This window comes from Lachnoclostridium sp. An138, from assembly GCF_002160765.1.
Lineage (GTDB): Bacteria > Bacillota > Clostridia > Lachnospirales > Lachnospiraceae > Laedolimicola > Laedolimicola faecalis.
Genome location: NZ_NFLF01000013.1, coordinates 66,276 through 89,533 on the forward strand (window position 1 = coordinate 66,276; position 23,258 = coordinate 89,533).

Consider the following 23,258-nt stretch of genomic DNA (forward strand, 5'->3'; position numbering starts at 1 on the left):
ATCCTGTTCCGCGTGTTACAATAAAATGGATTTATTTGATTTCAGAAAGGAGCAGAGTAAACTATGAGAAAAGTAAAATGGGGCGTCCTGGGAACCGCGTATATTTTTGAGCGCGACACCGCGCTGGGCATGCAGCTGGCGGATAACTGTGAGCTGACTGCGATTGCAGGAAGGAATTCCGAAAAGGCCAATGCCTTTAAAGAAAAGTACGGTTTTCAGAAGGCTTATGGAAGCTATGAAGAACTGCTGGAAGATCCGGAAATCGAAGCCGTCTATATCCCTCTTCCCAACACGCTGCACTATGAATGGACCATCAAGGCGCTGCAGCATGGCAAGCATGTTCTGTGTGAAAAACCTCTTGCTCCTACCGCGAAAGAGGCGGAAGAAATGTTCCGCGCGGCAAAGGAAAACCATGTATATCTGATGGAGGCATTTGCTTACCAGCACAGTCCCTTCATCAAAGCAGTAAAAAAAGAAATCGAATCCGGAACCATCGGAGAGCTCCGTTACGCAGAGGCGGCTCTTATCACCTCCGATTATCTGAAATCAAACATCCGCATGCGCAAAGAAAGCCTGGGCGGCTGCACCTATGATCTGGGTGTCTACGCCATCAGCCTGATTCAGCGCATGATGGGCACAGAACCGGAGACAGTGAAAGCCATCAGCACTTTCAACGAAGATCAGATCGATATCTACACGACCGGAATCTTTGAATATGCAAACGGCGCAAAGGCAAGCTTCGACTGCGGTATGGTGCTTGCGACCGAAAAGAACGGCTGTCTGGACCGTTTCCAGATTCACGGCACGGAAGGCTCGATTTCTTCTGTGAATTTCGGTTTTAACTGTCCGGGAAATCTGTCCTACCAGATCAAGACCTTTGACGGCAGAGAGGAACTCAAAGTCGTGGAGGTTCCCCACAACTACCGCCTGGAAGTGGAACAGCTGGGACGCTGCATTACCGAAGGCGAGACGCCTTATGTGACAGAAGAATTCAGTGTTTCCCTCGCCCGCACCATCGACAGGGTATTGAAGGAAATCGGCTATTAAAGAATATTCATGAATCCTGCCGCGGCCGACAGAATCCCTGTTCAGCCGCGGGTACAATGACATACAAAAACGTCTCTCCGACAGGCTTTGCCAGAACGCATGCCTGCCGGAGGGGCGTTTTTTCAGCTGAACTGAATAGAGATATCATTTCCGCAGACGCTGACCTTTCCATGACTGCCTGTAATCAGGGGCATCATGGGAGACAGATGACCAAGGTCCACGTCCATGATGACGGGAACGTTTTTCTCTCCGGCCACCTTCAGCACCGCCTGATACGCGTCCAGCCCCATCAGCTCCTGGCCGAAGCAGAGCGGTCTTCCGATCAGGAAGCCCTTTACGTACCGGAACCATCCGGCCTCCTCCATCTGCCACATGGCGCGGCGGATGGAAAATACATTCAGGTCGCAGGCCTCCAGGAACCAGATGAGCCCTTCCTTCTTATAACGCTCTGTGAACTCTGCCGTCCTGTCGAACCGGGTTCCCAGCAGATTGACCAGACAGTCCATGCATCCGCCAATCAGCCGCCCCTCAAACTGCAGTTTCTTTTCCGCAGGTACGGCAGAATGTCCTACATAGCTCTTCAGGATTTTCTTTTCTGTCAGACGGTAAAGCGCCAGGGGAGTCTCCTCTGCTCTCAGGCTTTCCTTTGCCTCCGCCGGCTCCCACCTGTCATATCCATACACGGCGTCCTTTTTCCCGGTCAGAAGATCAAAGGCATCCTGCAGGGATTCATGCCAGGGCTCCATACCAAAGGAGGACGCGCAGGGACCGTAGATGGACGCCGTATCGCAGAGCGTCGCCAGCAGAAAAGTCATATTGGTGTTGTCAGAAAAGCCCATATACCATTTGGGTTTCGCAGCCTTCAGAGCCTCAAAATCCATATGGCTCAAGACTTCGCACATCAGCTCTCCGCCGCCGCAGGAAATGAGAACGTCATTTTCCTCTTTCCTGTAATATTCCATCAGCTCCGCAGCGCACTTCTCCGGCGTATTGCTGATGCCGATGCCCTCGTCGGCCCGGCAGTTGAGTCCCAGGTCCAGACGGTATCCCAGTTTCTCAAAGGTTCTGCAGGCGTTCTCAAAACAGGTCCGGTAAGGCTCCATGGCGCAGCCAAAGGATGGAGCCACAAAACCGATGGTGCCACCTGCGGACAGATATTCAGGGTATCTCATAAACGTCTTCCTCCTCTTTCTTTTTCATGTGCTACTTCTTCTGAAAAAACTGCCCCCGACCGGCAGCAGGTACAGGTATCCTTGTCAGTCAGGGGCATCCATTGTTTCTTTTATCTTATCTTATATTATCTCATACTCGCCTTCAGCTGTCTTATGGAACAGCGGCAGCTTCTGAAGGAAAATGATATCGTCTCTGGAAGCCGCGTCGCCCTCTGCGAGGATCGCCGCTTTCTTTACCACGGAAGCTCCCGCGTTATCCATCAGCACCTCAAGGGCATGCAGGGACTCTCCGGTGGAAATCACATCGTCCAGAAGGCATACGCGCTTTCCGCGGATTTTGTCAGCGTCCACGCCGTCCAGGTACAGATGCTGCTCACCTGCCGTCGTAATGGAATGCACGGAAGCGGAAACTACGTTTTTCATATAAGTCTTTGTACTCTTTCTGGCTACGATAAACTCTTTCAGGCCCAGCAGACGGCTGATCTCATAGGCCAGAGCGATTCCCTTTGCCTCTGCGGTCACCACCGCGTCCACCTGTCCGATTCTCTTTACCAGCTCGGGCGCGCAGGCGCTCACCAGCTCTGTATCTCCCAGCACCACAAAGCTCGCAAAAGCTGTGGTGTCGTTGATAGGAATAAAGGGAAGCGTTCTCTCCACGCCGCACAGTTCTATCTTATACTCTTTCATGTTCTGTCGTCTCCTTTCTTATGATTCCGGAAGCTTTTACAGTCCCAGAAGCTTCGCAGCCACTCCGGCCACCATGCCCAGGAACGGATTCGTAACGGCTGTCACCACCATAGCTGTGCCGCCTACTGCCGCATTGGTCGCAAAAGCTGTCGGAGCATCCAGAACAACTGTCTTAAAGATGCCCAGCACAAACAGAAAACCTGCGATAGAAGAAGAAGGAACGTATCTTCCAATCTTCGGAAGCAGCTTGAAAATCAGGATCAGGCCGATGACCGCCATCATAATGACGCCTGCCCATACGGGATGAGGCGCGCTTGCTGTAGCGGAAATGATAGACTCTACCGGAGCTCCTCCAAAGAAAGAAGAACACATATCAGCTACAGAAGAAATCACTGTCAGGTGATCCACATTGTAATTTCCGCTGGTCGCCATACCTGCTGTGATTCCGCCAAAGGAAATGTTGGAACCGATATTCAGACACACCATACCCAGAGCGCCCAGAATGACGCTGGAATTAATCGTGAATTTCTGGCGGACAAATTTGTCGTCCTCCACCACGATATTTGATTTCTCCTTTTTGAAAACCGCGCTTGCGATGCAGGAAGCCACCACAGAAATCACAATGGTATATACCAGAGTGTTAGCGCTGTCCTTTGTAAAATAATAGGTAATCAGAGCCGCCGCCAGAGACACGCCTCCGGACAGAGCGTCGCTCTTAATCATATCGATAGCCGCCTTTGTCAGGATAATTCCTACGCCGGCCATCATGCCGTACGCCACATCCTCACCCACAAAGTTTACAATTTTTGTTAAAAGACCGCATACTCCAATAATCGTCATGATCACGCCGCCGATAAAGATCATTGTGCAGCGCTCAGAACGGTTCTTTCCTGCTGTTCCCGCATAAGTGATGGTCTCTGCCTGAAATGAAATCGGCGCCACGCTCTGCGTCAGCGTATTTCCTGCCACGCCCACAAAGAACGCCAGCGCTGTAGGCACAGACGCGAAACCATAGGCGAGAGCCAGAAGTCCCTGAGGCAGTCCATTCAGCACTACGCCAATGATGGCAAGCAGGTCTGTTAAAATGTCATTCATAATACTCCTTCCTCCTGTTGTACAAAGTCAAATACCCCGCTGCCCGCGGGAATAAAAATATCCGCATGCAGAAAAGTATCCGGATATTTCCATTCCGGCCTTTTCTGTCGCCGCGGAGTGTTAAGATTACGTTAAAGAGTTTAGCACTCTCTTATTATAATGTAAAGAAAAAAGCATATAACATCTGCTAATGTCTGTTTATTTGTGCCGCTTATAGACAAATTATTCCTTATTTCAAAAACAGGACTGAATCATGATTTCTCATTTTTTCAGTCCTGTTTTTCACTCTGTCTGTACTTTTTGATTCAGATCAGTCCAGATACGTCATCTTCTCCACACCCTTGATGCCAAGGCCCGGCTCGTCAGATACCGTAATCCGCTGCTCGTCGAATACCGCGCCGCCCAGAATCGGATCTTCGCTGCAGAGTACCGGTCCGTCCAGATCGATCTTGGTAATGATCTTCTTTGCGCAGGCCAGATGAACCGCCGCGTTTACGCTGATCTTGGCCTCCAGCATACAGCCGATCATGCACTCCACGCCGTATACCTCCGCCGCAGAAACGATCTTCAGGGCATTATACAGGCCGCCGCATTTCATCAGCTTGATGTTGACCAGATCCGCCGCCCTTGTCTGCATGATGCGCACAGCGTCTTCCGGAGAGAAGACGCTTTCGTCCGCCAGCACCGGCACATAGGAGCGCTCTGTCACATATTTCAGGCCGTCGATATCGTGGGCCTTGACCGGCTGCTCTACGAATTCGATATCCAGCCCCTTCTCCTGCATCTGGTTCAGCAGACGGACTGCCTGCTTGGGCTCCCAGCCCTGATTGGCGTCGATGCGGATACGGGTATCGTTGCCGATCGCCTGGCGTACCGCAGTCAGTCTCGCCACATCCAGTTCCGGATGGGCGCCCACCTTGATTTTCAGAGTGTCGTAGCCCCGGCGGACAGCGTCCACCGCATCCCGGGCCATTTCATCCGGATCGTTTACGCTGATGGTGATATCGGTGATGATCTCCTTGCGGCTGCCGCCCAGCAGCTTGTAGACCGGAATCTTGTAAAGCTGTCCGTACAGATCCCAGAGAGCCATGTCCATGGCTGCCTTCGCGCTGGTATTTCCTACGATACATTTGTTCAGAGCCAGCATCAGATCTTCAAAATCATCCACATCCCGGCCCACTACCGTTTTGATAATGTGATCCTGGAGAGCTCCCAGAATCGCTCCGGTGGTGTCGCCTGTGATGGCTCCGGTGGGCGGCGCTTCTCCATAGCCTACCGCTCCCGTATCGGTATGTACTTCTACCACAATGTCCTCTACGCTTGATACAGAACGCAGGGCCGTCTTAAACGGCACGCGCAGGGGGACGGAAATCTTCCCCAGTTTTACTTCTGTGATTTTCATCTTCTGTCATCTCTCTTTCTTTTATATTCATTCCAATTCAGGCGCCTTCCCGCCTCTCAGCATCCGGCTCATACACAGCCTAGATCCAGAAACTTCGGAATCAGCGGGCCAGTTCATACATGGCCTGAGCCAGAATCTCCGCATTGTCAATCAGCCGGTCAAGCTCCATATATTCATCGGGCTTGTGCTCCCTCACCTCGTCTCCCGGGAAAATGGGACCGAAAGCCAACGTGTTCGGCATCATCTTGGCATAGGTTCCGCCGCCGATACACTTGGGCGTCGCTTCCTGTCCCGTGCAGCGCGCATATACTTCCAGAAGCCTGCTCACCAAAGGACTGTCCGGTTCCATATACAGACCTGCCTTGTGATTCAGGGAAACGCTCCGGAATCCGGCTTCTTCAAAGGCAGCCTCCACCTTCGGGCCGCAGTCCTCAAAGCTCTTTGTGACAGGGTAACGGTAATTCAGCTTTACATGAATCTCGCATTCCTCTCCCTGCACGCTTCCCTGTACCACGCCCAGATTCATGGTCAGGCCTCCGGACACCTCATCCGCTATGGCAATGCCAAGGGAGGCGCCGTCGCATTCCATTCCAATTTTTTCCGCCAGCAGCCTCACGATTCCTGCCAGCTCCCCGGTAAGAGGCAGACGGTTCAGAAACAGCATCAGCCGCCCGATGGCATTCTCTCCCTCCCAGGGCGTACCGCCATGGGCGCTTACTCCGGCAGCCTCGATCCGGACGCCGTCCTCTGTCAGGGTGCAGGTGATTTTTTCTTCCTGCATGGCTGCGATCTGTTCTGCCAGCTCCCGCGGACAGGAAAGGCGGACGTGAGCTTCTGCCGGAACGATGTTGTGGGCTTCTCCGCCTTCCAGCTCCGCCAGACGAATCTCTCCGCTCTGCCGGAACCTGCAGGCGAAGGTCTCGTTTACCAGACCCTTCTCTCCGTTGATCACCGGATATTCTCCGTCCGGCGTAAATCCCATGACCGGAACCTCCCCGCCGTGCTTCAGGTAATATTTCATATCGGCGCTGCCTGTCTCTTCGTTCAGTCCGAAGATGACGCGCACCCTCCGTTTCAGCTCCGCGCCGGACTCTTTCAGCGCCAGCAGGGCGTACAGAGCCGCCATGGCCGGTCCCTTATCGTCCATCGTTCCCCGGCCATAGATGCGGCCGTCAGCCACCAGCCCTTCATAGGGCGGAACCGTCCAGCCGTCTCCCTCGGGAACCACATCCAGATGGCAGAGCACCGCCGCCATCTCTTCTCCCTCGCCGTACTCGCACCAGCCGAGCTGATTATCCATATTGTATACGGAAAAGCCCAGCTTCCGGGCCGTATCCAGCATATATTCCAGACAGTCCTGAACCGCTTTTCCATAAGGATATCCGCTGTCATCCTGAGCGTATACGCTGGGAATCCGGATGCACCCCTGGAGATCTGCGATCAGATCCTCTCTTTTTTCCTCTATCCGTTTCCGAAAATCCACCAAATCACTCCTTCTTACAGCTCCTGGCAGGCCAGCACCTGCTTGCTGCGCTCAAATTCTTCATATCTCAGGCCCCGTTCTTCCGTCTCCATCTCGCCTACCTGATTGTCGTAGGGGTCAGCTCTCCAGTGCTGCTTTTCCACCGTAAACGGCGCCTGGAACGCCTGATTCGCCGTCATGCGGAAGGGATCGATATTGCCGAAATAAAACTTTCTTCTCTCCTCGTCTCCCGCCCGCACTGCCGCAATCCCGTACGACGTATCCGCGTACAGCCAGCCGTAAGGCGCCACATAGAACTGGACCCAGTCGTGAGCCCCGCAGAAATCCGGCTCTGCGGTAAGGCCGCTCTGCCAGCGGGCAGGAATGCCGGCGCACCGGCACAGCGTCAGAAACAGAAGCGCGAACACTCCGCAGTCTCCGGTAAAACTGCGGGCACAGTTTTCCGCAATATTTTCCAGACTGAAATACGAAGGCATATAAGTATAAGTCATATGCAGCGTGATAAAATCATAAAATCTCCGGGCCTTTTCCAGCGGATCTGTCTCCCTTTCCGTCAGCCGGGCAGCCAGCTCCCGGATATAGGGCGTAAACAGAATATGGGGCGCTTCCTCCTGCGTATAAAAATCAGGCTGGGGCCCTTCTCCTTTCATCTGCTCTGTATCCTGATATGCGGCTCTCCGGACGTAGGAATACCGGACTGTAAACGCATGGTTCTCCTGCATCTCTTCTTCCCAGAAGACCGTCCGCTGAAGCGCGTCTCCCGGCGCAATTCTTCCGCCCGGCGTAAGCTCTTCAAACGTAATCTCCGTCTGCTCCGGACACTCTGCGGGAACCGGCAGATGGGCCCGGATCTTCATGCCGGGAACAAACAGCTCATCCTTTATCCGGAGAGAAGCCTGCACACAGATCCGGCGGCCTGCGCCGCCCTCTCCTTTCATCTTCCGGATACAGCGCTTCAGCTCTCCCGTCTCGTAAGACTCCTTTCCCGCGCTTTCCACACCCCGCATAACCACCCCGGCCCGCTCCGCGAAACCCGGCTCCGTCTTGCAGAGCGTTTCAAAAAAACGGTCAAAAAAGCGCATCTCTCCCTTTTGATAAATCCATCCGATTTTGCCGGAATCCACCCGTTCATCAAACTCTTCTTCTGTAAAATCCGGAATCTTCTCCCGGGCCCGGGCCAGAGCCTGCTCTCTGGTAAAAGGATAGTCTCCCGGCAGCCGGAGAATCATCTCCCGCTCCGCCGTCAGGCAGCGCCGGAGCGCTTCCGGCGTCTCCGGGCTCTGCAGGCGTCTGTCAATCAGCCTTACCGCCCCCTCAAAATCACCACCAAGCTTTCGGCGCAGAATATCTTCCGGAAGTCCCATATGAAGATATCGAAAATTTTCATTGATATTCAAAGCATTTCCTCCCTGTTCTCCGGACGTCTCCCTTCCGGAGCCAAACCGGGATAATCCCGGGCCCCGTCCCGGAAACCGGGGCGGGGCCTGTAAATCTGGACCTTAATTCAAACACGTTTTTCACACAGCAGACATCACAGGAATATCTGCAATAGTCCGCCCATTCCCAATCCACAGAAGTTGCCTATGGCCGCGCCAAGCACTCCCATCAGTACGCCGATGCCGGCAAAGGAAGCGTCATAGGCCGTAGCCACGATCGGAGCGGAAGCGGAACCGCCGATATTGGCCAGGGAAGCCGTGGAAACCATGCACAGATCCCAGTGGAATACCTTGGACAGAACAAACATCAGCACCACATGAATCACCAGAATAAATACGCCGTATACGACCCACATAGGAGCGGATACCAGATCCGTCAGGCTTGCGGTAGACGCCAGCAGAGATACGACTGCATACAGGTAAATATTGGACAGCTCTTCTACTGCCGGAAGCTTTCCAAGAGGCGACAACGCGCAGATCAGTCCGAGGATTGTCACGAAAACAGTCGTACAGGTGCCTGTGTCAAACATGGACAGACCGATGTTGTCCAAACCGGTGGCCATAGCGCCTCCTACCATCTGAGACAGGGCGGAAACCAGAAGGGAAAGACCAATCAGGAAAATCCAGTCGCCGGAAGTAGCTTTCTTTTTCTTATCCTTCTCCACCTCGGCGTTGGCAGCGGCAGCCACTGCGTCCAGCTTGGAGGTATCTGCCTTTACGGCCTTATTCCACTTGGAAGCGTAACGCACTGCAAAGAGCAGGAGGGCAATCCATACGGAATAGCACACCGTATCCAGAGCCAGCGCACAGCTGTAAGCTCCTGAATCCACCGGAAGCGCCTCCATCATGGCAGCCATGTTCGCGGAACCTCCTACCCAGGAAGCATACAGAGCCGCTACTGCCGCCCAGGTCTTCTCTCCGCCGCCCAGCGCGCCCATAAAGAGCGGATATCCAATTAAGAAACCGATGGCCAGCGTCAGGGAGCAGCCCAGGAAAATCGCGATCATACGTCCGCCCAGCTTCGCCAGCTTCCGGAAATCGCAGCGCAGAAGCATGACAAAGATCATGGCGTACAGCAGATTGTTCTTCAGGACACCGTAAGCCGCGGAAACTCCATCGGAGTTATACAGACCCATCGTACAGAACACCATATTCAGCACATAAATCCACACCAGCGGCGGAATCACATTAAAGACTTTCCACTTGGTGTACTTTTCCAGGGCCAGCAGGCCGCCGGCCAGGAACATCAGAAACGCAATGTAGGTAAACCCATTTGTAATAACCATAACATTCTCCTTCGTCTCGCAGCGTAGTAATGATTAGAGCCCCTCTCCAGGGGCTGCGGAAAGCATCATTACCGGGCCGGCCGTCCCCGGTTTATGCTATTATTTTCCATGTGATACAGACATAAAAAAATCACTTAAAGAAAGTCCCTTTCTACTGCCTTTAAGTGATTTTCTTTACGGTATTTTAACGAAAAAACAGCATATCCAACAAACAGAAATTGCTTTCCGGCTTATGTTTTGTGTAAATTTTATAACAATTATATCCATTTCTCTGCTGCTTGTCAATAAAGAACCGCAATAATATTAAAATTTCGTTAAGATTTTTATACTACTGCACCTGCAGGTTCGTGTACCCCATCAGGTCCAGATCCACCGCGCAGGCCGCTTCGCGCCCTTCGCGGATGGCCCACACCACCAGGGACTGGCCCCTGTGCATATCGCCTGCTGTGAATACCCGGTCCACGTTAGTTTTATACTGCCCGGGCTCCGTGTTCACGTTCGTTCTGGCATTGACCTCCACGCCGAAGGCTTTCGTCACGTAGTCCTGGCTTCCCAGGAAGCCTGCCGCGATCAGCACCACGTCAATGTCCATCGTAAACTCGCTTCCTTCGATGGGCATCATCATCATGCGGCCGGTTTTCTCATCCTTTTTGCTCTCCAGCCTGCAGCAGACAACCTTTTTCAGGTTTCCGGACTTGTCGCCGACGAATTCCTTCACCGTCGTGGTATAAATACGCGGATCCTTGCCGAACAGGGCGATGGCTTCCTCCTGGCCGTAATCGGTCTTGCAGACTCTCGGCCATTCGGGCCAGGGATTGTTCTCCGCTCTCGTATCCGGGGCTTTCGGCATCATCTCCAGCTGCACTACAGATTTCGCGCCCAGGCGGATGGCAGTTCCCACACAGTCGTTGCCTGTGTCGCCGCCGCCGATGACCATGACATTCTTCCCTTTCGTAGAGATGAATTTCTTATCGGCAAAGTTGGAATCCAACAGGCTTTTGGTGGTGGCCCGCAGAAAATCCACCGCGAAATAGATGCCGTTCAGCTCCCGGCCCGGGGCCTTGATGTCTCTCGGATTGGAGGCGCCGCAGGCCAGAATCACCCGGTCATACTCTTTCAGGAGATCAGCGGCTTTCTTATCCTTTCCGATATCAGTGTTTACGACAAATTCCACACCTTCCGCCTTCATCATATCGATCTTCCGGTCGATGATGTGTTTTTCCAGCTTCATGTTCGGAATGCCGTAGCGCAGAAGCCCGCCTATCCGGTCAAAACGTTCGAATACCGTAACCGAATGGCCCCTGTGATTCAGCTGATCGGCGGCTGCAAGGCCCGAGGGGCCGCTGCCGACGATGGCGATCTTTTTGCCGGTCCGGTTCTTCGGCGGCTCCGGCACCGCGTAGCCTTCCTTATAGGCATTTTCAATAATGGCCAGCTCATTGCTCCTGGTGCTCACCGGTTCCCCGTTCAGATTGCAGGTACAGGCCTTCTCGCAGAGAGCCGGGCAGACCCTTCCGGTGAATTCCGGAAAGCTGCTGGTCCTCTTGAGACGTTTGTAGGCCTGCTCCCAGTTTCCCATATACAGCAGATCGTTCCACTCCGGAATCAGGTTCCGTAAGGGACAGCCGGAAGCCATCCCTGCAATCATCACGCCTGCCTGACAGAACGGCACGCCGCAGTCCATGCAGCGCGCTCCCTGGCGCTGCTGCTCCTCTTTGGAAAGAGGGGTATGGAATTCATTAAAATGTTTGATTCTCTCTTTCGGAGACTGGGCTTTCTTGTCTACCCGGGCATACTCCATAAATCCAGTCGGTTTTCCCATGTCGTCTCCCCTCCTTACTGATTCTTGTTGGCGTAAAAGGCTTCGATCTGGGCCTGCTCGCTGCTTAAGCCCTTCTCTTCCATCTGAATAATCGCCATCTGCATCCGGTAATAGTCATAGGGAATGATCTTCTTGAACTTCGGCAGGTACTCGGCGAAATTGCTCAGAATCTCCTTTCCCTTTACCGAATTGGTATAGGCCACATGGTTTTCAATCATTTCCTTGAGCTCCTGCACGTCGTACTTGTCTGTCAGCTCTGTTATCATAACCATATCTTTATTCAGTCTTGTGTACAGGTCGCGGTCTTCATCCAGCACATAGGCGATGCCGCCGCTCATGCCTGCCGCGAAGTTCTTTCCGGTCTTTCCAAGGACCGCCACCCGGCCGCCGGTCATGTACTCGCAGCCGTGGTCGCCCACGCCCTCTACGACGGCGATGGCTCCGGAATTTCTCACGCAGAAACGCTCTCCGGCCACGCCGTTGATATAGGCCTTGCCGCTGGTAGCTCCATAGAGCGCCACGTTTCCTATTATAATATTTTCATCCTGTTTAAAGTGCACGCCTCTGGGCGGATAGACGATCAGCTTTCCGCCGGACAGTCCCTTGCCGAAGTAATCGTTGCTGTCCCCTTCCAGCTCCAGGGTCAGTCCCTTGGGGATGAAGGCTCCGAAGCTCTGTCCTCCGGCGCCCTTGCACTTCACGGTAAAGGTGTCCTCTTCCAGGCCTTCCGGATACCGCTTCGTGATCTCGGAACCGAACATGGTACCGAAGGCACGGTCTGTATTGCTCACATCCAGCTCGATGCTCCGCCTGCTTCCGCTCTCCAGCGCGGGAAGCAGCTTCTTGAACAGCACCTTCTGATCCAGAGTCTTCTCCAGCTCAAAATTGTATACCTGCTTCGGATCGAAGGTCACCTTCTGGCCCCTGCCCGCATAGGGATTGTTCAGAATCGCGGACAGGTCGATGGACGCCGCGCGGCCCTTCAGATCCTCTTTCATCTTCAGCAGATCGGTACGGCCTACCAGCTCATCCACGGTGCGCACACCGAGACGGGCCATGTATTCCCGCAGATCCTGGGCAATGAATTTCATAAAGTTCATGACGTATTCCGGTTTTCCGCGGAATCGTTTGCGAAGCTCCGGATTCTGGGTCGCCACGCCCACCGGGCAGGTGTCCAGATTGCAGACACGCATCATTACGCAGCCCATGGTTACCAGCGGCGCTGTGGCAAAACCGAACTCCTCGGCGCCCAGCATGGCCGCAATGGCCACATCCTCGCCAGTCATCAGCTTTCCGTCGGTCTCGATGCGGACGCGTCCCCGGAGACCATTCTGAATCAGGGTCTGGTGAGTTTCCGCCAGTCCCAGCTCCCAGGGCATTCCCGCATGGTGGATGGAGCTTCGGGGAGCCGCGCCTGTTCCTCCGTCGTAGCCGGAAATCAGGATAACCTGGGCCCCGGCCTTTGCCACGCCGGCCGCTACGGTTCCTACGCCTGCCTCTGACACCAGCTTTACGGAAATCCGCGCGTCCCGGTTGGAATTCTTCAGATCGTAGATGAGCTGGGCCAGATCCTCGATGGAATAAATATCGTGGTGCGGCGGCGGTGAAATCAGGGATACGCCCGGTGTGGAATGTCTCGTCTTCGCAATCCAGGGGTATACCTTGCCGCCCGGCAGATGGCCGCCCTCTCCGGGCTTCGCGCCCTGGGCCATCTTGATCTGCAGCTCTTTGGCGCTGACCAGGTAGCGGCTCGTCACGCCGAAACGTCCGGAAGCCACCTGCTTGATGGCGGAACATTTATTCAGTCCGTCCGGACCGATTTCCAGACGCTCCAGACTCTCGCCGCCCTCTCCGGAATTGGATTTTCCATGAAGGGTATTCATGGCAATGGCCAGACATTCGTGAGCCTCCTGGGAAATGGATCCATAGGACATGGCGCCTGTCTTGAATCGGGTTACGATGGATTCTACGCTCTCCACTTCCTCGATGGGTACGCCCTTCTTCGGATAATTAAAGTCCAGAAGCCTTCTTAAATATCCCCGGTTCGTCTCTCCATTAATAAGCTCTGTATATTCCTTGAACATCTGATAATCGCCGCGCTTTGTGGACTCCTGTAAAAGATGAATGGTCTGGGGATTATACAGGTGCTTCTCCCCGCCGCTTCTGCTCTTATGGCGTCCCACACTTTCCAGCGTCAGGTCCACATTCAGGCCCAGCGGGTCAAAGGCTGCGGAGTGAAGCTCATCCGCCTGCTTTGCGATATCGTCCAGCGTAATGCCGCCCACCCGGCTGACCGTTCCGGTAAAGTATTCGTCCACAACCTTACTGTCAATGCCGATGGCCTCGAATATCTTGGAGCCCTGGTAGGACTGAATCGTGGAAATGCCCATCTTGGAGGCAATCTTTACGATTCCATGGAGAATCGCGCTGTTGTAATCATCCACCGCCGCGTAATAATCCTTGTCAAGCAGATGGGAAGCCACCAGCTCCCGGATAGTCTCCTGGGCCAGATAGGGATTGATGGCGCAGGCGCCGTAGCCGAGCAGGGTCGCGAACTGGTGCACCTCTCTGGGCTCGCCGCTCTCCAGAATCAGGGCCACGCCGGTCCGCTTCTTGGTAGTAACCAGATGCTGGTTCAGACCCGCCACAGCCAGCAGGGAGGGAATCGCCACATGGTTCTCATCCACGCCCCGGTCAGAGATAATCAGGATATTGACGCCCTCCCGGTACGCCCGGTCCGCATCCATGTACAGGCGGTCCATAGCCTTCTTCAGACTTGTGTTCTTATAATAGGTAATCGGAAGCACCTCGACCTTGAAGCCCGGCACTTTCATATTTTTAATTTTCAAAATGTCCGTATTCGTCAGAATCGGATGATTGATGCGCAGGAGACGACAGTTCTCCGGCTTCTCCTCCAGCACATTTCCATTCTTGCCCACATAGATCGTCGTGGAGGTCACAATCTCCTCACGGATCGCGTCGATGGGCGGGTTCGTTACCTGGGCGAAGCGCTGCTTGAAATAATTGAACAGCGGCTGATGCTTGTCGGACAGGGCCGCGATGGGCGTATCGATACCCATGGAGGCGATGCCCTCGCTGCCGTTCTTCGCCATATCCAGAATGGAATTGCGGTATTCCTCATAGTTGTACCCGAAGGATTTCTGAAGCCTTCTTCTCTCGTCCGCTGTAAACTCCGGCACCCGCTCGTTGGGGATCTTCAGATCTTTGAGCTGCACCAGGTTGCGGTCCAGCCACTCGCCGTAGGGCTGAGCGGAAGCGTATCTTTCCTTCAGCGCCTCGTCGTCCACGACCTCGCCTTTTACCGTATCCACCAGAAGCATTTTTCCGGGATGCAGGCGCTCTTTCACGAGAATCTTCGTGGGATCGATATCCAGCACGCCCACCTCAGAGGACAGGATCAGCGTATCATCTGTGGTGATGTAATAACGGGAAGGCCGAAGACCGTTGCGGTCCAGAACGGCTCCCATCACATCTCCGTCGCTGAACAGAATGGAGGCCGGGCCGTCCCAGGGCTCCATCATGGTGGCGTAATACTGGTAGAAATCCCGTTTCTTCTGAGACATGGCTCTGTTATTGTCCCAGGGCTCCGGAATCGTAATCATCACGGCCAGAGGCAGGTCCATGCCGCTCATCACCAGGAATTCCAGTGTGTTGTCCAGCATGGCCGAGTCGGAACCGGAGGCGTTCACCACCGGAAGCACCTTGTTCAGGTCCTTTTTCAGATAAGGCGACTCCATGGTCTCCTCCCGGGCCAGCATCTTATCCGCATTTCCCTGAATCGTGTTGATCTCGCCGTTGTGCACGATGAAACGGTTCGGGTGGGCCCGCTCCCAGCTTGGGTTCGTGTTGGTGCTGAAACGGGAATGTACGATGGCGATAGCCGACTCGTAATTCTCATCCTGCAGATCCGCAAAGAAGGATCTGAGCTGGTGCACCAGGAACATGCCCTTGTATACAATCGTCCGGCTGGAAAGGGATACCACATAGGTATCATCATTGGACTGCTCGAAGACACGGCGGGCCACATAGAGCTTCCGGTCAAAATCCAGTCCCTTTTCCACATCCGCGGGCCGTTTTACGAAGCCCTGCATGATGCACGGCATCTTCTCCAGAGCCTTGCTTCCCAGCACCGCCGGAACGGTGGGCACCTCTCTCCAGCCCAGGAACTCCATGCCTTCCTTTTCCACAATGATCTCGAACATCTTGCGGGCCTGATTCCGCTTCAGCTCGTCCTGGGGGAAGAAAAACATACCGATTCCGTAATCTCTTTCTCCACCTAAAAAGACGCCGAGAGGTTTGACTGCTTCGGAGAAAAACTTGTGGGAAATCTGTAATAAGATTCCTACTCCGTCGCCCGTCTTACCTTCGGCGTCTTTGCCGGCCCTGTGTTCCAGGTTCTCTACAATTTTCAATGCGTCCGCCACTGTTCCGTGGCTCTTTTTACCCTTGATATTGACTACCGCACCGATACCGCAGTTATCGTGCTCAAATCTCGGGTCGTATAATCCACTGCTTCGCTGGCTCATACCATCCCTCCAGATTTCTTTGCTTTGTGTGCTACTATACACCTATTTTTTTTGCATGTAAAGTGTGACTTTTGATTGTTTTGTCAGATAATCAGACAATTTCTCTATTATTCCCTTAATTGTTTCTGAATTTTCGTGGTTTTCTTTTCACAACTTCTTTTCAAGCACAATTTCTTCCACTCTTCCCAGAAAATTTCTCCCGTATTCTATCGGATTTTTCGGGCTCTGCTCCAGCAGAAGGCTCCTGCGCCGAGACAGAGCGCAGTCGTCAGAAAATACAGGGGAAGATCCGCGTAAAGTCCGTCCAGCCATCCTGTCTGCTCCAGCAGAACCGATGAGGCATTCGCTGCCGCATGAGCCAGTACCGGAAGCACCAGCGAATGATACGCCTCATAGAGCCACACAAAATACAGGCCAATGAGAAACGCATAAACTCCCTGCACCACATTTCCGTGAAACAGCGCAAACACAAGGGCTCCCGCCAGAACTGCCGGCCTTACATCCGAAAAAAACGAGCGCAGGCGGCTGTAAATCAGGCCGCGCATCAGAAGTTCCTCCAGAACCGGAGCCGTCACTACGCTGGCCATCACCTGGGAAAGAAGGCTTCCTCCATAGACAGCATCCGTCACAGACTGGTATCCCGAAAACAGATGGGGCAGAGGCGTCAGACCAATCAGACCGTTAAAGCCTCTTGCAAGAAAAAATCCGCCCAGAACTGCCAGCAGAAGATCCCCCGGCCCAAAACTCTTTTTCCAGGCCGCCCTGCTTCCGCCTGTTTTCCAGAATCCCGCCCTCTCCGGCAAGGGTTCTCCGGCTCTCACAGCCTCTCTGATTCTCTGCCTTCTGTATATCCACAGAAACACCGGGATCTGAAATGCATTCACAAGCGTCAGAAGCCACATGGCATTCTCAGGCTCCGCCAGCGGATAGACCGCCATTTCCAGAATTCCTGTCAGAATCATCGTCAAAAGTACATACAGGAGAATAGGAGACACCAGCTCCCACAGCATATTCCAGACTGATTTTCCCCTCATTGCCTCTCTGCCGTCCTTTCTCTCTCAACTTTCTCTGCTTCCGAGACTTCTCCTCCGTCTTCCGGCAGATTTCTATTCCGTCCCTTCTGCTTCCTGAGAAAGCGAAGCCACATAGGCTCCCGCATTTTTTCCGGCATCCTCTCCGATCAGATTCAGCGCTTTCTGGGTAAAATGGATACCGCCTTCATCCTTCATGCCTTCTCCGGTCAGAGACGCCGGAAGCTCCGATACCAGAATAATGTCATCTTCCTCGTCACAGATCTCCAGCTGGGCCTGCATAATCTCCTGATGCTTCGCAGGGTCTGTGAGATCCGGCCCCAGCTGAATCAGGAAGCAGGCCTCCACGCCCTGTTCCTCCATATAGGACACCAGCTGTCTCAGCATTCCCTTATATTCCTCTCCGGTCGTCTTCAGATTTGCGTCTGCCTCCCCCTGAAACCAGAGCATATAAGTATGCCGGATATGTATCTTTTCTTTTCGCAGGCATTCCTTTGCCTCCTCCAGCCGGGCAGCCGCCTCTTCTTTTCGTCCGCTGTTCAGCCAGCCGTTCAGGGAAGAACTTCCCACCGACGCGGATATGGCCACTACAGGCGTCCCCGTCTCTTCATAGTAGGCATTGACGAAAGCCGTTGCCATCGTCCCTTTCCGCTCCAGAATCTCCGTATCATCCAGAGCTCCTCTGTTCTCGTTTTCTCCAAAAGGTTCCTCCAGCACATGGAGATGATCCGGATCTGTCACCGCCCGGAACTCATACCCGGCGCCTTCAATAAGCTCCGGAGCCTGGGAAGCGTCGCCGCCCGCCCCGCTCACATTGCTCTGTCCCATGAACAGAATCACATCCATGGTACGCCAGGATCGCTGATGCCAGCTTAACAAAAGAATCAGAAGGCAGCAGACCGCGCTGCCGATGATAATGATTTTTTTATTCTGAGGTGTTGTTTTCATACCGTCTGCTCCGTTTCCTGTTCCGGCTGCCGGGGAAAGCCGTCATAACTTTCTCTGGCTGCCGGGCGTGTATTTCTCCTGCTATGTTACCATGAAACTGTTCTGTTTTCAATGAGGCGGCTTTAAGAAATCCCATGTGGGGCAGCTTTAAGAAATCCCATGTCTGTCCCTTCACGGACAGGTCTGCCCGGATTCGGACTGAAAAGTCCGCCCCGGATCAGACCTGTCCGCGAAGAGGCCAGTACATCGGGATTTTCTTAAAGCCTCCGGTTTGTCTCAGACGAAAGACTAGCGTCGGTATACAAGGGGCAATACGCCTCAGCCCTGTAAATTCACCTGTTTTCTGCGTTATCCTCAGTTAGCGTACGTTCAGTACGCCGCCATTGTCTGCCTTGAAAACAGGCGAATTTCCGAGGGCTGAGGTCGCAGAGTCAAAAATAAGCTGATTTGCGTCCCTGCAAGGCACTTGAACGACGCGTACAGGGCGTACACGGAGTGAAAGTAACGCAGCAGGGGCGCAAATTCAGCCATTTTTGAACGTATTGTCCCTTGGTACACCGACGCTATCTCAGGCGCGTAGATATTCTTCTGCCTCTGCTGGACTTGACATCTATCTTCTGCTGGAGTATACTCCAGTTAATCACATAGCGCAATGCTAGGGGAGCCTAAGGCTGAGAAAACACAGATGTGTTGACCCTCATTACTTGAACCGGTTAGTACCGGCGTAAGGAAGCAGCTTTTCGTATCCCCTCCTGTGATATTTTTATCTACAAAGGAGGATTTTTTTATGTCACTTTTCGTCAATCAGGTTACCGATGAATGGGGAACCTCGTACTCTCTGACCGGTCTGGGCTACGGTGTCCTGGTCATTCTGATGCTGGCGCTTCTGGTTCTCGCCTGCTTCCTTGGAGGAGAGAAAAAGATCAAAACCAAGCATCTCGTTTTTTCGGCTGTCGCCATGGCTCTGGGTATGATCACTTCATTTTTGAAGATTTTTGAAGCTCCCATGGGCGGCTCTGTCACCCTGTTCTCCATGCTGTTCATCTGCTGCATCGGATATTGGTACGGACTGCGCACCGGTCTTATGACAGGCATCGCCTACGGACTTCTGCAGCTGATTTCCGACCCCTACATCATCAGCCTTCCCCAGATGATTACCGATTATCTGCTGGCTTTTGGCGCTCTGGGCCTGTCCGGCCTGTTCTGCAATAAAAAGAACGGCCTGATCAAGGGCTATATCGCCGGTGTTCTGGGCCGTTATTTCTTCGCTTTCCTGTCTGGACTCATCTTCTTCGCGTCTTACGCGGATGGAACCGGCATGAGCGCGCCGGTGTACTCGCTGGCCTACAATGGCGCCTACCTCGGATGTGAAGCGCTGATTACCCTGATTGTGCTTGCAATTCCGGCTGTGAATCAGGCGTTTGTGAAGGTGAAGGAGATGGCCACGGCTTCTTAAATCCCATGTCTGTCCCTTCACGGACAGGGTCCGCCCGGATTCGGACTTGAAAGTCCGCCCCGGATCAGACCCTGTCCGCGAAGAGGCCAGAACATCGGGATTATAAGAAGCCTTCGGTTTGTCTCAGGAGCAAAAGCTTTCTCCCGCCGTTTCAGGCTGAACACAGATACCTTTACCCCTCAAAGAGCATCCACAGGCCAAATATTGCAACAAGCACCCCTATAACTCTTCCAAGGCGGTTCGTCTTCACGTATCCAAACATCGCATATGTTTCCGGGGTACAGTAGGGAAACAGGACAACAGTAAGCCCTAGCAAAAGCATCCCGCAGCCCCCTGTAATTTTTCCGCTTTCCTTTCCTCCAGCGCTCAGAAACGCACTGGAGAGCATCAGCAGAACAGAAACGGCGATGCCTGCTGCAAACCACTTCATATTCTTTCTGACTTTTTCAAGTGCCATTCTGTGCTTTTCCAGGCATTCAACGGAACAATATATTTCCTTCGTTTTCCCATCCCCACAACCATAACAGAACTTTCCTTCCAGTTTCTTTCCACAGTAGCTGCATATGTTTCTTCCTGCCATGCTGCCTCTCGCCCTCCATAAATCCAACTTATTATTATCATTGAATTCTCACATCGACATTCTCCGCCGTGATACATAGAATAATCTCTTCTTCCGTGGGGTTCTGCATCCAGACAGCAAGACTGCAGATATCAGCGTTAGTATCCAATAAGTACCCTTTTTCATGCTTCCCACCCCCACATGACTGTTCATTATTACTTCCGCCCGGGCTTGTCCGGCAGGCTGATGTACTGCGGCAAACAACTAGTTCTACTCGAATATCACTACTTGATCTTCTGATTCAAGAGTTCTATACTGAGAACCGGAAAATACATAGGAAAAGAGGAATCGACATTGAGTACCCAAACCAGCCAGCGTCAGCTGGACATGCTTCATGGTCCTATCTGGAATAAAATACCGCAGTTTGCCCTGCCGGTGGCTGCCACTGCCATTCTGGAGCAGCTGTTTAACGCCTCGGATGTGGCTGTCGTCGGAAATTTCACCGGCGCGGAAAGCACCCTTGCCGTGGCAGCCGTTGGATCAAACAGTTCCATCATCAGCCTGATTGTAAATCTGTTCATCGGAATCGCCCTGGGCAGCAATGTGGTCATCGCCCATGCTATCGGCCACGGAGACAAAGCTTCCGTACACAAGGCTGTTCATACCTCGATTGTGGCAGCCGTGCTTGGAGGCGCCGCCGTCACCATTATCGGCGAGCTGATTGCCGCTCCGCTGCTTGGCCTGCTCCATGTGCCGGATGAGGTCTTCCCTCTGGCTCTTCTGTATCTGCGGATTTATCTCCTGGGAATGCCCGTAATCCTGCTGTATAACTTCGAAGCAGCCATTTTCCGCAGTGTGGGCGAGACGAAGATCCCTCTGCTTGCTCTGGCGGCATCCGGCGTCCTGAATGTCATACTGAATCTGTTTTTCGTCATTGTACTGCACATGACTGTAAATGGCGTAGCCACTGCTACTGTAATCTCAAACGCGGTCAGCTCTCTGATTCTGTACAAAAGACTCCGGACCACAACGCTGGAAATCCGTGTGGAACCCCGAAGCCTGCGGATCGATCCCACAAGCCTGCGCCGCATTCTCCAGATCGGCCTGCCCGCCGGAATCCAAAGCGCGGTATTCTCCGTGGCAAATATCGTGATTCAGTCTGCCATCAACAGTCTGGGAACCATAGTCATGGCAGCGTCCAGCGCAGCCTACAACATAGAAGTCTTCACCTACGACATTCTCAACTCCTTCAGCCAGGCCTGCACCACCTTCGTCGGCCAGAACTTCGGAGCCGGCAACCCTCAGCGGTGCAAAAAAACACTGCTGCTCTGTCTGGGAGAAGGCATCTGCATCCTGGGAGTGGCAATCGCGGCCATTCTTTTCTGGGGAAAACCACTGCTCTCCATCTTCGACAGCAATCCGGAGGTAATTGAGACAGGCTATATCCGTCTGATGCTGGTAGTATCGGCCCACTCTTTCAGCCTTCTCTATGAGGTTATGGCCGGATATCTCCGGGGCTTTGGAATCTCTCTTGCGCCTGCCGTCATTACAACCATATGCGTATGCGGAATCCGGTTTGGATGGATTCAGCTCATCTTCCCGCAGAATCCTACCTTCTGGACCATTATGACCGTCTATCCGGTCAGCCTTGCAGCCACTGCGCTGGCTATCTTCTTTGCCCTGGTCTATTACCGGCCGGCACGAAGATTCACCGCGATCCAGAAAACTATTTTTTACAAGGGCATAATGCCAAGTGAAAAGGTTTTAGATTTTCCAGTGGATTGTAACACTCTCACTGGTAGCGTCAATTTGTGATATGAGTATATCAACCACCTTGCGCTTATCTTCAAAGCTCACGGACTCCCAGTCATCGAGATAGCCCGTAATGCTATCAATCTGTGAAGCGGAAACAGAATTAGCGGTGAGGTCTGCGACCAGCCGGAGCTGTTTCTGCCGTTCCGCATCCAGTTCCTCAATGCGGGTGTTTGCGTATTGCAGGAGAAGCGGATTAGCGCCGGACAAAGTGTCCAGAAGTTTTTCGATCTCACTTTCCGTCTTTGCCAGGGCAACGCGGGCGGCGGTCAGCTTCGGATTGTAGCTTTGTTCCTTACCGCCTTTCAGCGTGTGGAATTTCCGCATCTTCTTAACCATCTCGCCGTAGACAAACGCCTCCATGTTTTGCGCGGTCAGTGTACCGGCACCCTCGCAGCTCCCATTGTCCGCCCGCTGTTTGCATCGTAGGTAAACAACGCCGTTTTGAGCTCTCAAGGCAGTTAGCGCATAACTACAGCGCCCACACTTGATTTTCCCGGCCAGCCATGTGTTATGGCATTTCCGGCCATTCTGGAATGTGGTGTTTTGTGAGAGCTTGCGCTGAACAGTCAGCCAGAGCTGAGAGGGGATGCGCCCCTGGTGGGGAGCAATCACAAGGATCGGCTCCTCGCCCTCGCGCCCCTGATAGAGATAACAGCTATTGTCCCCTGTGAACATTTCCGGGGGACTTTCGATTTTTACGCCCTGGGCCTTGAAGTATTCGTAGATGTCCATATCGGCCTGGACGTAGACGGGGTTTCTCAGCAGTTTGGAGATAAAAGCCCGTTGTAAAGCCTTGCCGTAGACCATGATGGAGTTCTTCACAAAGTACCGGGTTATATCGCCGTAGGAATTGCCCGGCTCCGCATACATTTGATACATCAGTTCGGCAAAATCCATTTCCGCATTTTCCACCAGCTTCTTTGTCTTGATCCCGTCCATGACGATGGGCTCAGTATCAAAACCGTATGGCGTCCGGCCCCGCATATAGTAGCCTTTGGTACACCGGGAATAGAAAGCGTCCTGCACACGCATCTGGATGCTTTCGCGTTCAAGCTGGGCAAAGACAATGCAGATATTGAGCATCGCCCGGCCCATCGGTGTGGAAGTGTCAAACTTTTCTGTGCAGGACACAAACTCCACATCGTACTGCTTGAACAGTTCCATGAGCTTTGCGAAGTCCACGATGGAACGGCTAATCCGATCCAGCTTATAGACGATCACCCGCTTAATCAAGCCCAGCTTGATGTCCTGCAGAAGCCGCTGGAAGTCGGGGCGCTCAATGTTCTTGCCAGAGTAGCCCTTGTCTTTGTATTCCTTACCCTCACCACCTTTAAGCTCATAACGGCAAAACTCAAATTGACTTTCAATGCTGATACTGTCCTTTTTGTCAATCGACTGCCGCCCGTAAATTGCATCTATTCTACTATCCATAATTAGCTCCCTTCCGTTAAACGGGAGCCAACCTACAATTA

Annotated in this window: 16 protein-coding genes and 1 riboswitch; of the genes, 3 read left to right on the top strand and 13 right to left on the bottom strand. The window is 53.2% G+C overall.

Going from position 1 to position 23,258, the window contains the following annotated elements; all coding sequences use genetic code 11:
• Positions 1 to 63 precede the first annotated feature (63 nt).
• Positions 64 to 1,047, top strand: a complete 984-nt coding sequence (locus tag B5E82_RS11735) for a Gfo/Idh/MocA family protein (RefSeq protein ID WP_087307724.1) — start codon at positions 64 to 66, stop codon at positions 1,045 to 1,047.
• 122 nt (positions 1,048 to 1,169) lie between these two features.
• On the opposite strand, the gene B5E82_RS11740 is transcribed toward B5E82_RS11735, so the two are convergent.
• From B5E82_RS11740 to B5E82_RS11790, 11 genes are all read right to left on the bottom strand, one after another.
• Positions 1,170 to 2,219, bottom strand: coding sequence for a S66 family peptidase (locus tag B5E82_RS11740; protein ID WP_087307725.1), 1,050 nt, complete (start codon positions 2,217 to 2,219; stop codon positions 1,170 to 1,172).
• 120 nt (positions 2,220 to 2,339) lie between these two features.
• Positions 2,340 to 2,906 carry a phosphoribosyltransferase family protein gene (locus tag B5E82_RS11745; protein ID WP_087307726.1) on the bottom strand — a complete coding sequence of 189 codons (567 nt, stop codon included), beginning with the start codon at positions 2,904 to 2,906 and terminating at the stop codon, positions 2,340 to 2,342.
• A 36-nt stretch (positions 2,907 to 2,942) separates the two neighbouring features.
• Positions 2,943 to 4,001 (bottom strand): guanine permease, encoded by a 1,059-nt coding sequence (locus B5E82_RS11750; RefSeq protein ID WP_087307727.1) that lies wholly within the window; start codon positions 3,999 to 4,001, stop codon positions 2,943 to 2,945.
• A gap of 310 nt (positions 4,002 to 4,311) precedes the next feature.
• Positions 4,312 to 5,403, bottom strand: coding sequence for a dipeptide epimerase (locus B5E82_RS11755; protein ID WP_087307728.1), 1,092 nt, complete (start codon positions 5,401 to 5,403; stop codon positions 4,312 to 4,314).
• Between the two features lie 100 nt (positions 5,404 to 5,503).
• Positions 5,504 to 6,886, bottom strand: a complete 1,383-nt coding sequence (gene pepV, locus B5E82_RS11760) for a dipeptidase PepV (RefSeq protein WP_087307729.1) — start codon at positions 6,884 to 6,886, stop codon at positions 5,504 to 5,506.
• 14 nt (positions 6,887 to 6,900) lie between these two features.
• The gene (locus tag B5E82_RS11765; RefSeq protein WP_087307730.1) at positions 6,901 to 8,283 is read right to left on the bottom strand and encodes a transglutaminase-like domain-containing protein; all 1,383 of its coding nucleotides are present in this window, start codon (positions 8,281 to 8,283) and stop codon (positions 6,901 to 6,903) included.
• Positions 8,284 to 8,417: 134 nt separating this feature from the next.
• A complete protein-coding gene (locus B5E82_RS11770) occupies positions 8,418 to 9,608 on the bottom strand; it encodes a DUF819 family protein (RefSeq protein ID WP_087307731.1) in 1,191 nt (396 codons plus the stop codon).
• Positions 9,609 to 9,936: 328 nt separating this feature from the next.
• Complete coding sequence (locus B5E82_RS11775; RefSeq protein WP_087307732.1) at positions 9,937 to 11,430, bottom strand: glutamate synthase subunit beta; 1,494 nt, start codon at positions 11,428 to 11,430, stop codon at positions 9,937 to 9,939.
• 14 nt (positions 11,431 to 11,444) lie between these two features.
• The gene (gene gltB / locus B5E82_RS11780; RefSeq protein WP_087307733.1) at positions 11,445 to 15,977 is read right to left on the bottom strand and encodes a glutamate synthase large subunit; all 4,533 of its coding nucleotides are present in this window, start codon (positions 15,975 to 15,977) and stop codon (positions 11,445 to 11,447) included.
• Positions 15,978 to 16,183: 206 nt separating this feature from the next.
• Positions 16,184 to 17,011 (bottom strand): CPBP family intramembrane glutamic endopeptidase, encoded by an 828-nt coding sequence (locus B5E82_RS11785; protein ID WP_087307734.1) that lies wholly within the window; start codon positions 17,009 to 17,011, stop codon positions 16,184 to 16,186.
• A gap of 72 nt (positions 17,012 to 17,083) precedes the next feature.
• Positions 17,084 to 17,956 (bottom strand): sialate O-acetylesterase, encoded by an 873-nt coding sequence (locus tag B5E82_RS11790; RefSeq protein WP_087307735.1) that lies wholly within the window; start codon positions 17,954 to 17,956, stop codon positions 17,084 to 17,086.
• Positions 17,957 to 18,603: 647 nt separating this feature from the next.
• A riboswitch (TPP riboswitch) is annotated at positions 18,604 to 18,704 on the top strand.
• Between the two features lie 39 nt (positions 18,705 to 18,743).
• On the opposite strand from B5E82_RS11790, the gene thiT reads away from it, so the two are divergent.
• Positions 18,744 to 19,412, top strand: a complete 669-nt coding sequence (gene thiT, locus B5E82_RS11795; RefSeq protein WP_087307736.1) for an energy-coupled thiamine transporter ThiT — start codon at positions 18,744 to 18,746, stop codon at positions 19,410 to 19,412.
• Between the two features lie 172 nt (positions 19,413 to 19,584).
• Here thiT and B5E82_RS11800 read toward each other — a convergent pair whose 3' ends face one another.
• Entirely contained in the window at positions 19,585 to 19,992 is a 408-nt protein-coding gene (locus tag B5E82_RS11800; protein ID WP_087307737.1) for a hypothetical protein, read from the bottom strand.
• Between the two features lie 333 nt (positions 19,993 to 20,325).
• Between B5E82_RS11800 and B5E82_RS11805 the strand changes: the two genes are divergently transcribed.
• A complete protein-coding gene (locus B5E82_RS11805; protein WP_206415686.1) occupies positions 20,326 to 21,786 on the top strand; it encodes an MATE family efflux transporter in 1,461 nt (486 codons plus the stop codon).
• Here the strand turns inward: B5E82_RS11805 and B5E82_RS11810 are convergent.
• Complete coding sequence (locus tag B5E82_RS11810) at positions 21,736 to 23,217, bottom strand: recombinase family protein (RefSeq protein ID WP_087307738.1); 1,482 nt, start codon at positions 23,215 to 23,217, stop codon at positions 21,736 to 21,738. The genes B5E82_RS11805 and B5E82_RS11810 overlap by 51 nt on opposite strands.
• Positions 23,218 to 23,258 lie beyond the last annotated feature (41 nt).

Bases quoted from the DNA above. Each gene is read 5' to 3' on its own strand.
- B5E82_RS11735 (WP_087307724.1), top strand. From the start codon at position 64: ATGAGAAAAGTAAAATGGGGCGTCCTGGGAACCGCGTATATTTTTGAG.
- B5E82_RS11740 (WP_087307725.1), bottom strand. From the start codon at position 2,219: ATGAGATACCCTGAATATCTGTCCGCAGGTGGCACCATCGGTTTTGTG.
- B5E82_RS11745 (WP_087307726.1), bottom strand. From the start codon at position 2,906: ATGAAAGAGTATAAGATAGAACTGTGCGGCGTGGAGAGAACGCTTCCC.
- B5E82_RS11750 (WP_087307727.1), bottom strand. From the start codon at position 4,001: ATGAATGACATTTTAACAGACCTGCTTGCCATCATTGGCGTAGTGCTG.
- B5E82_RS11755 (WP_087307728.1), bottom strand. From the start codon at position 5,403: ATGAAAATCACAGAAGTAAAACTGGGGAAGATTTCCGTCCCCCTGCGC.
- B5E82_RS11770 (WP_087307731.1), bottom strand. From the start codon at position 9,608: ATGGTTATTACAAATGGGTTTACCTACATTGCGTTTCTGATGTTCCTG.
- B5E82_RS11775 (WP_087307732.1), bottom strand. From the start codon at position 11,430: ATGGGAAAACCGACTGGATTTATGGAGTATGCCCGGGTAGACAAGAAA.
- gltB (WP_087307733.1), bottom strand. From the start codon at position 15,977: ATGAGCCAGCGAAGCAGTGGATTATACGACCCGAGATTTGAGCACGAT.
- B5E82_RS11785 (WP_087307734.1), bottom strand. From the start codon at position 17,011: ATGAGGGGAAAATCAGTCTGGAATATGCTGTGGGAGCTGGTGTCTCCT.
- B5E82_RS11790 (WP_087307735.1), bottom strand. From the start codon at position 17,956: ATGAAAACAACACCTCAGAATAAAAAAATCATTATCATCGGCAGCGCG.
- thiT (WP_087307736.1), top strand. From the start codon at position 18,744: ATGTCACTTTTCGTCAATCAGGTTACCGATGAATGGGGAACCTCGTAC.
- B5E82_RS11800 (WP_087307737.1), bottom strand. From the start codon at position 19,992: ATGGCAGGAAGAAACATATGCAGCTACTGTGGAAAGAAACTGGAAGGA.
- B5E82_RS11810 (WP_087307738.1), bottom strand. From the start codon at position 23,217: ATGGATAGTAGAATAGATGCAATTTACGGGCGGCAGTCGATTGACAAA.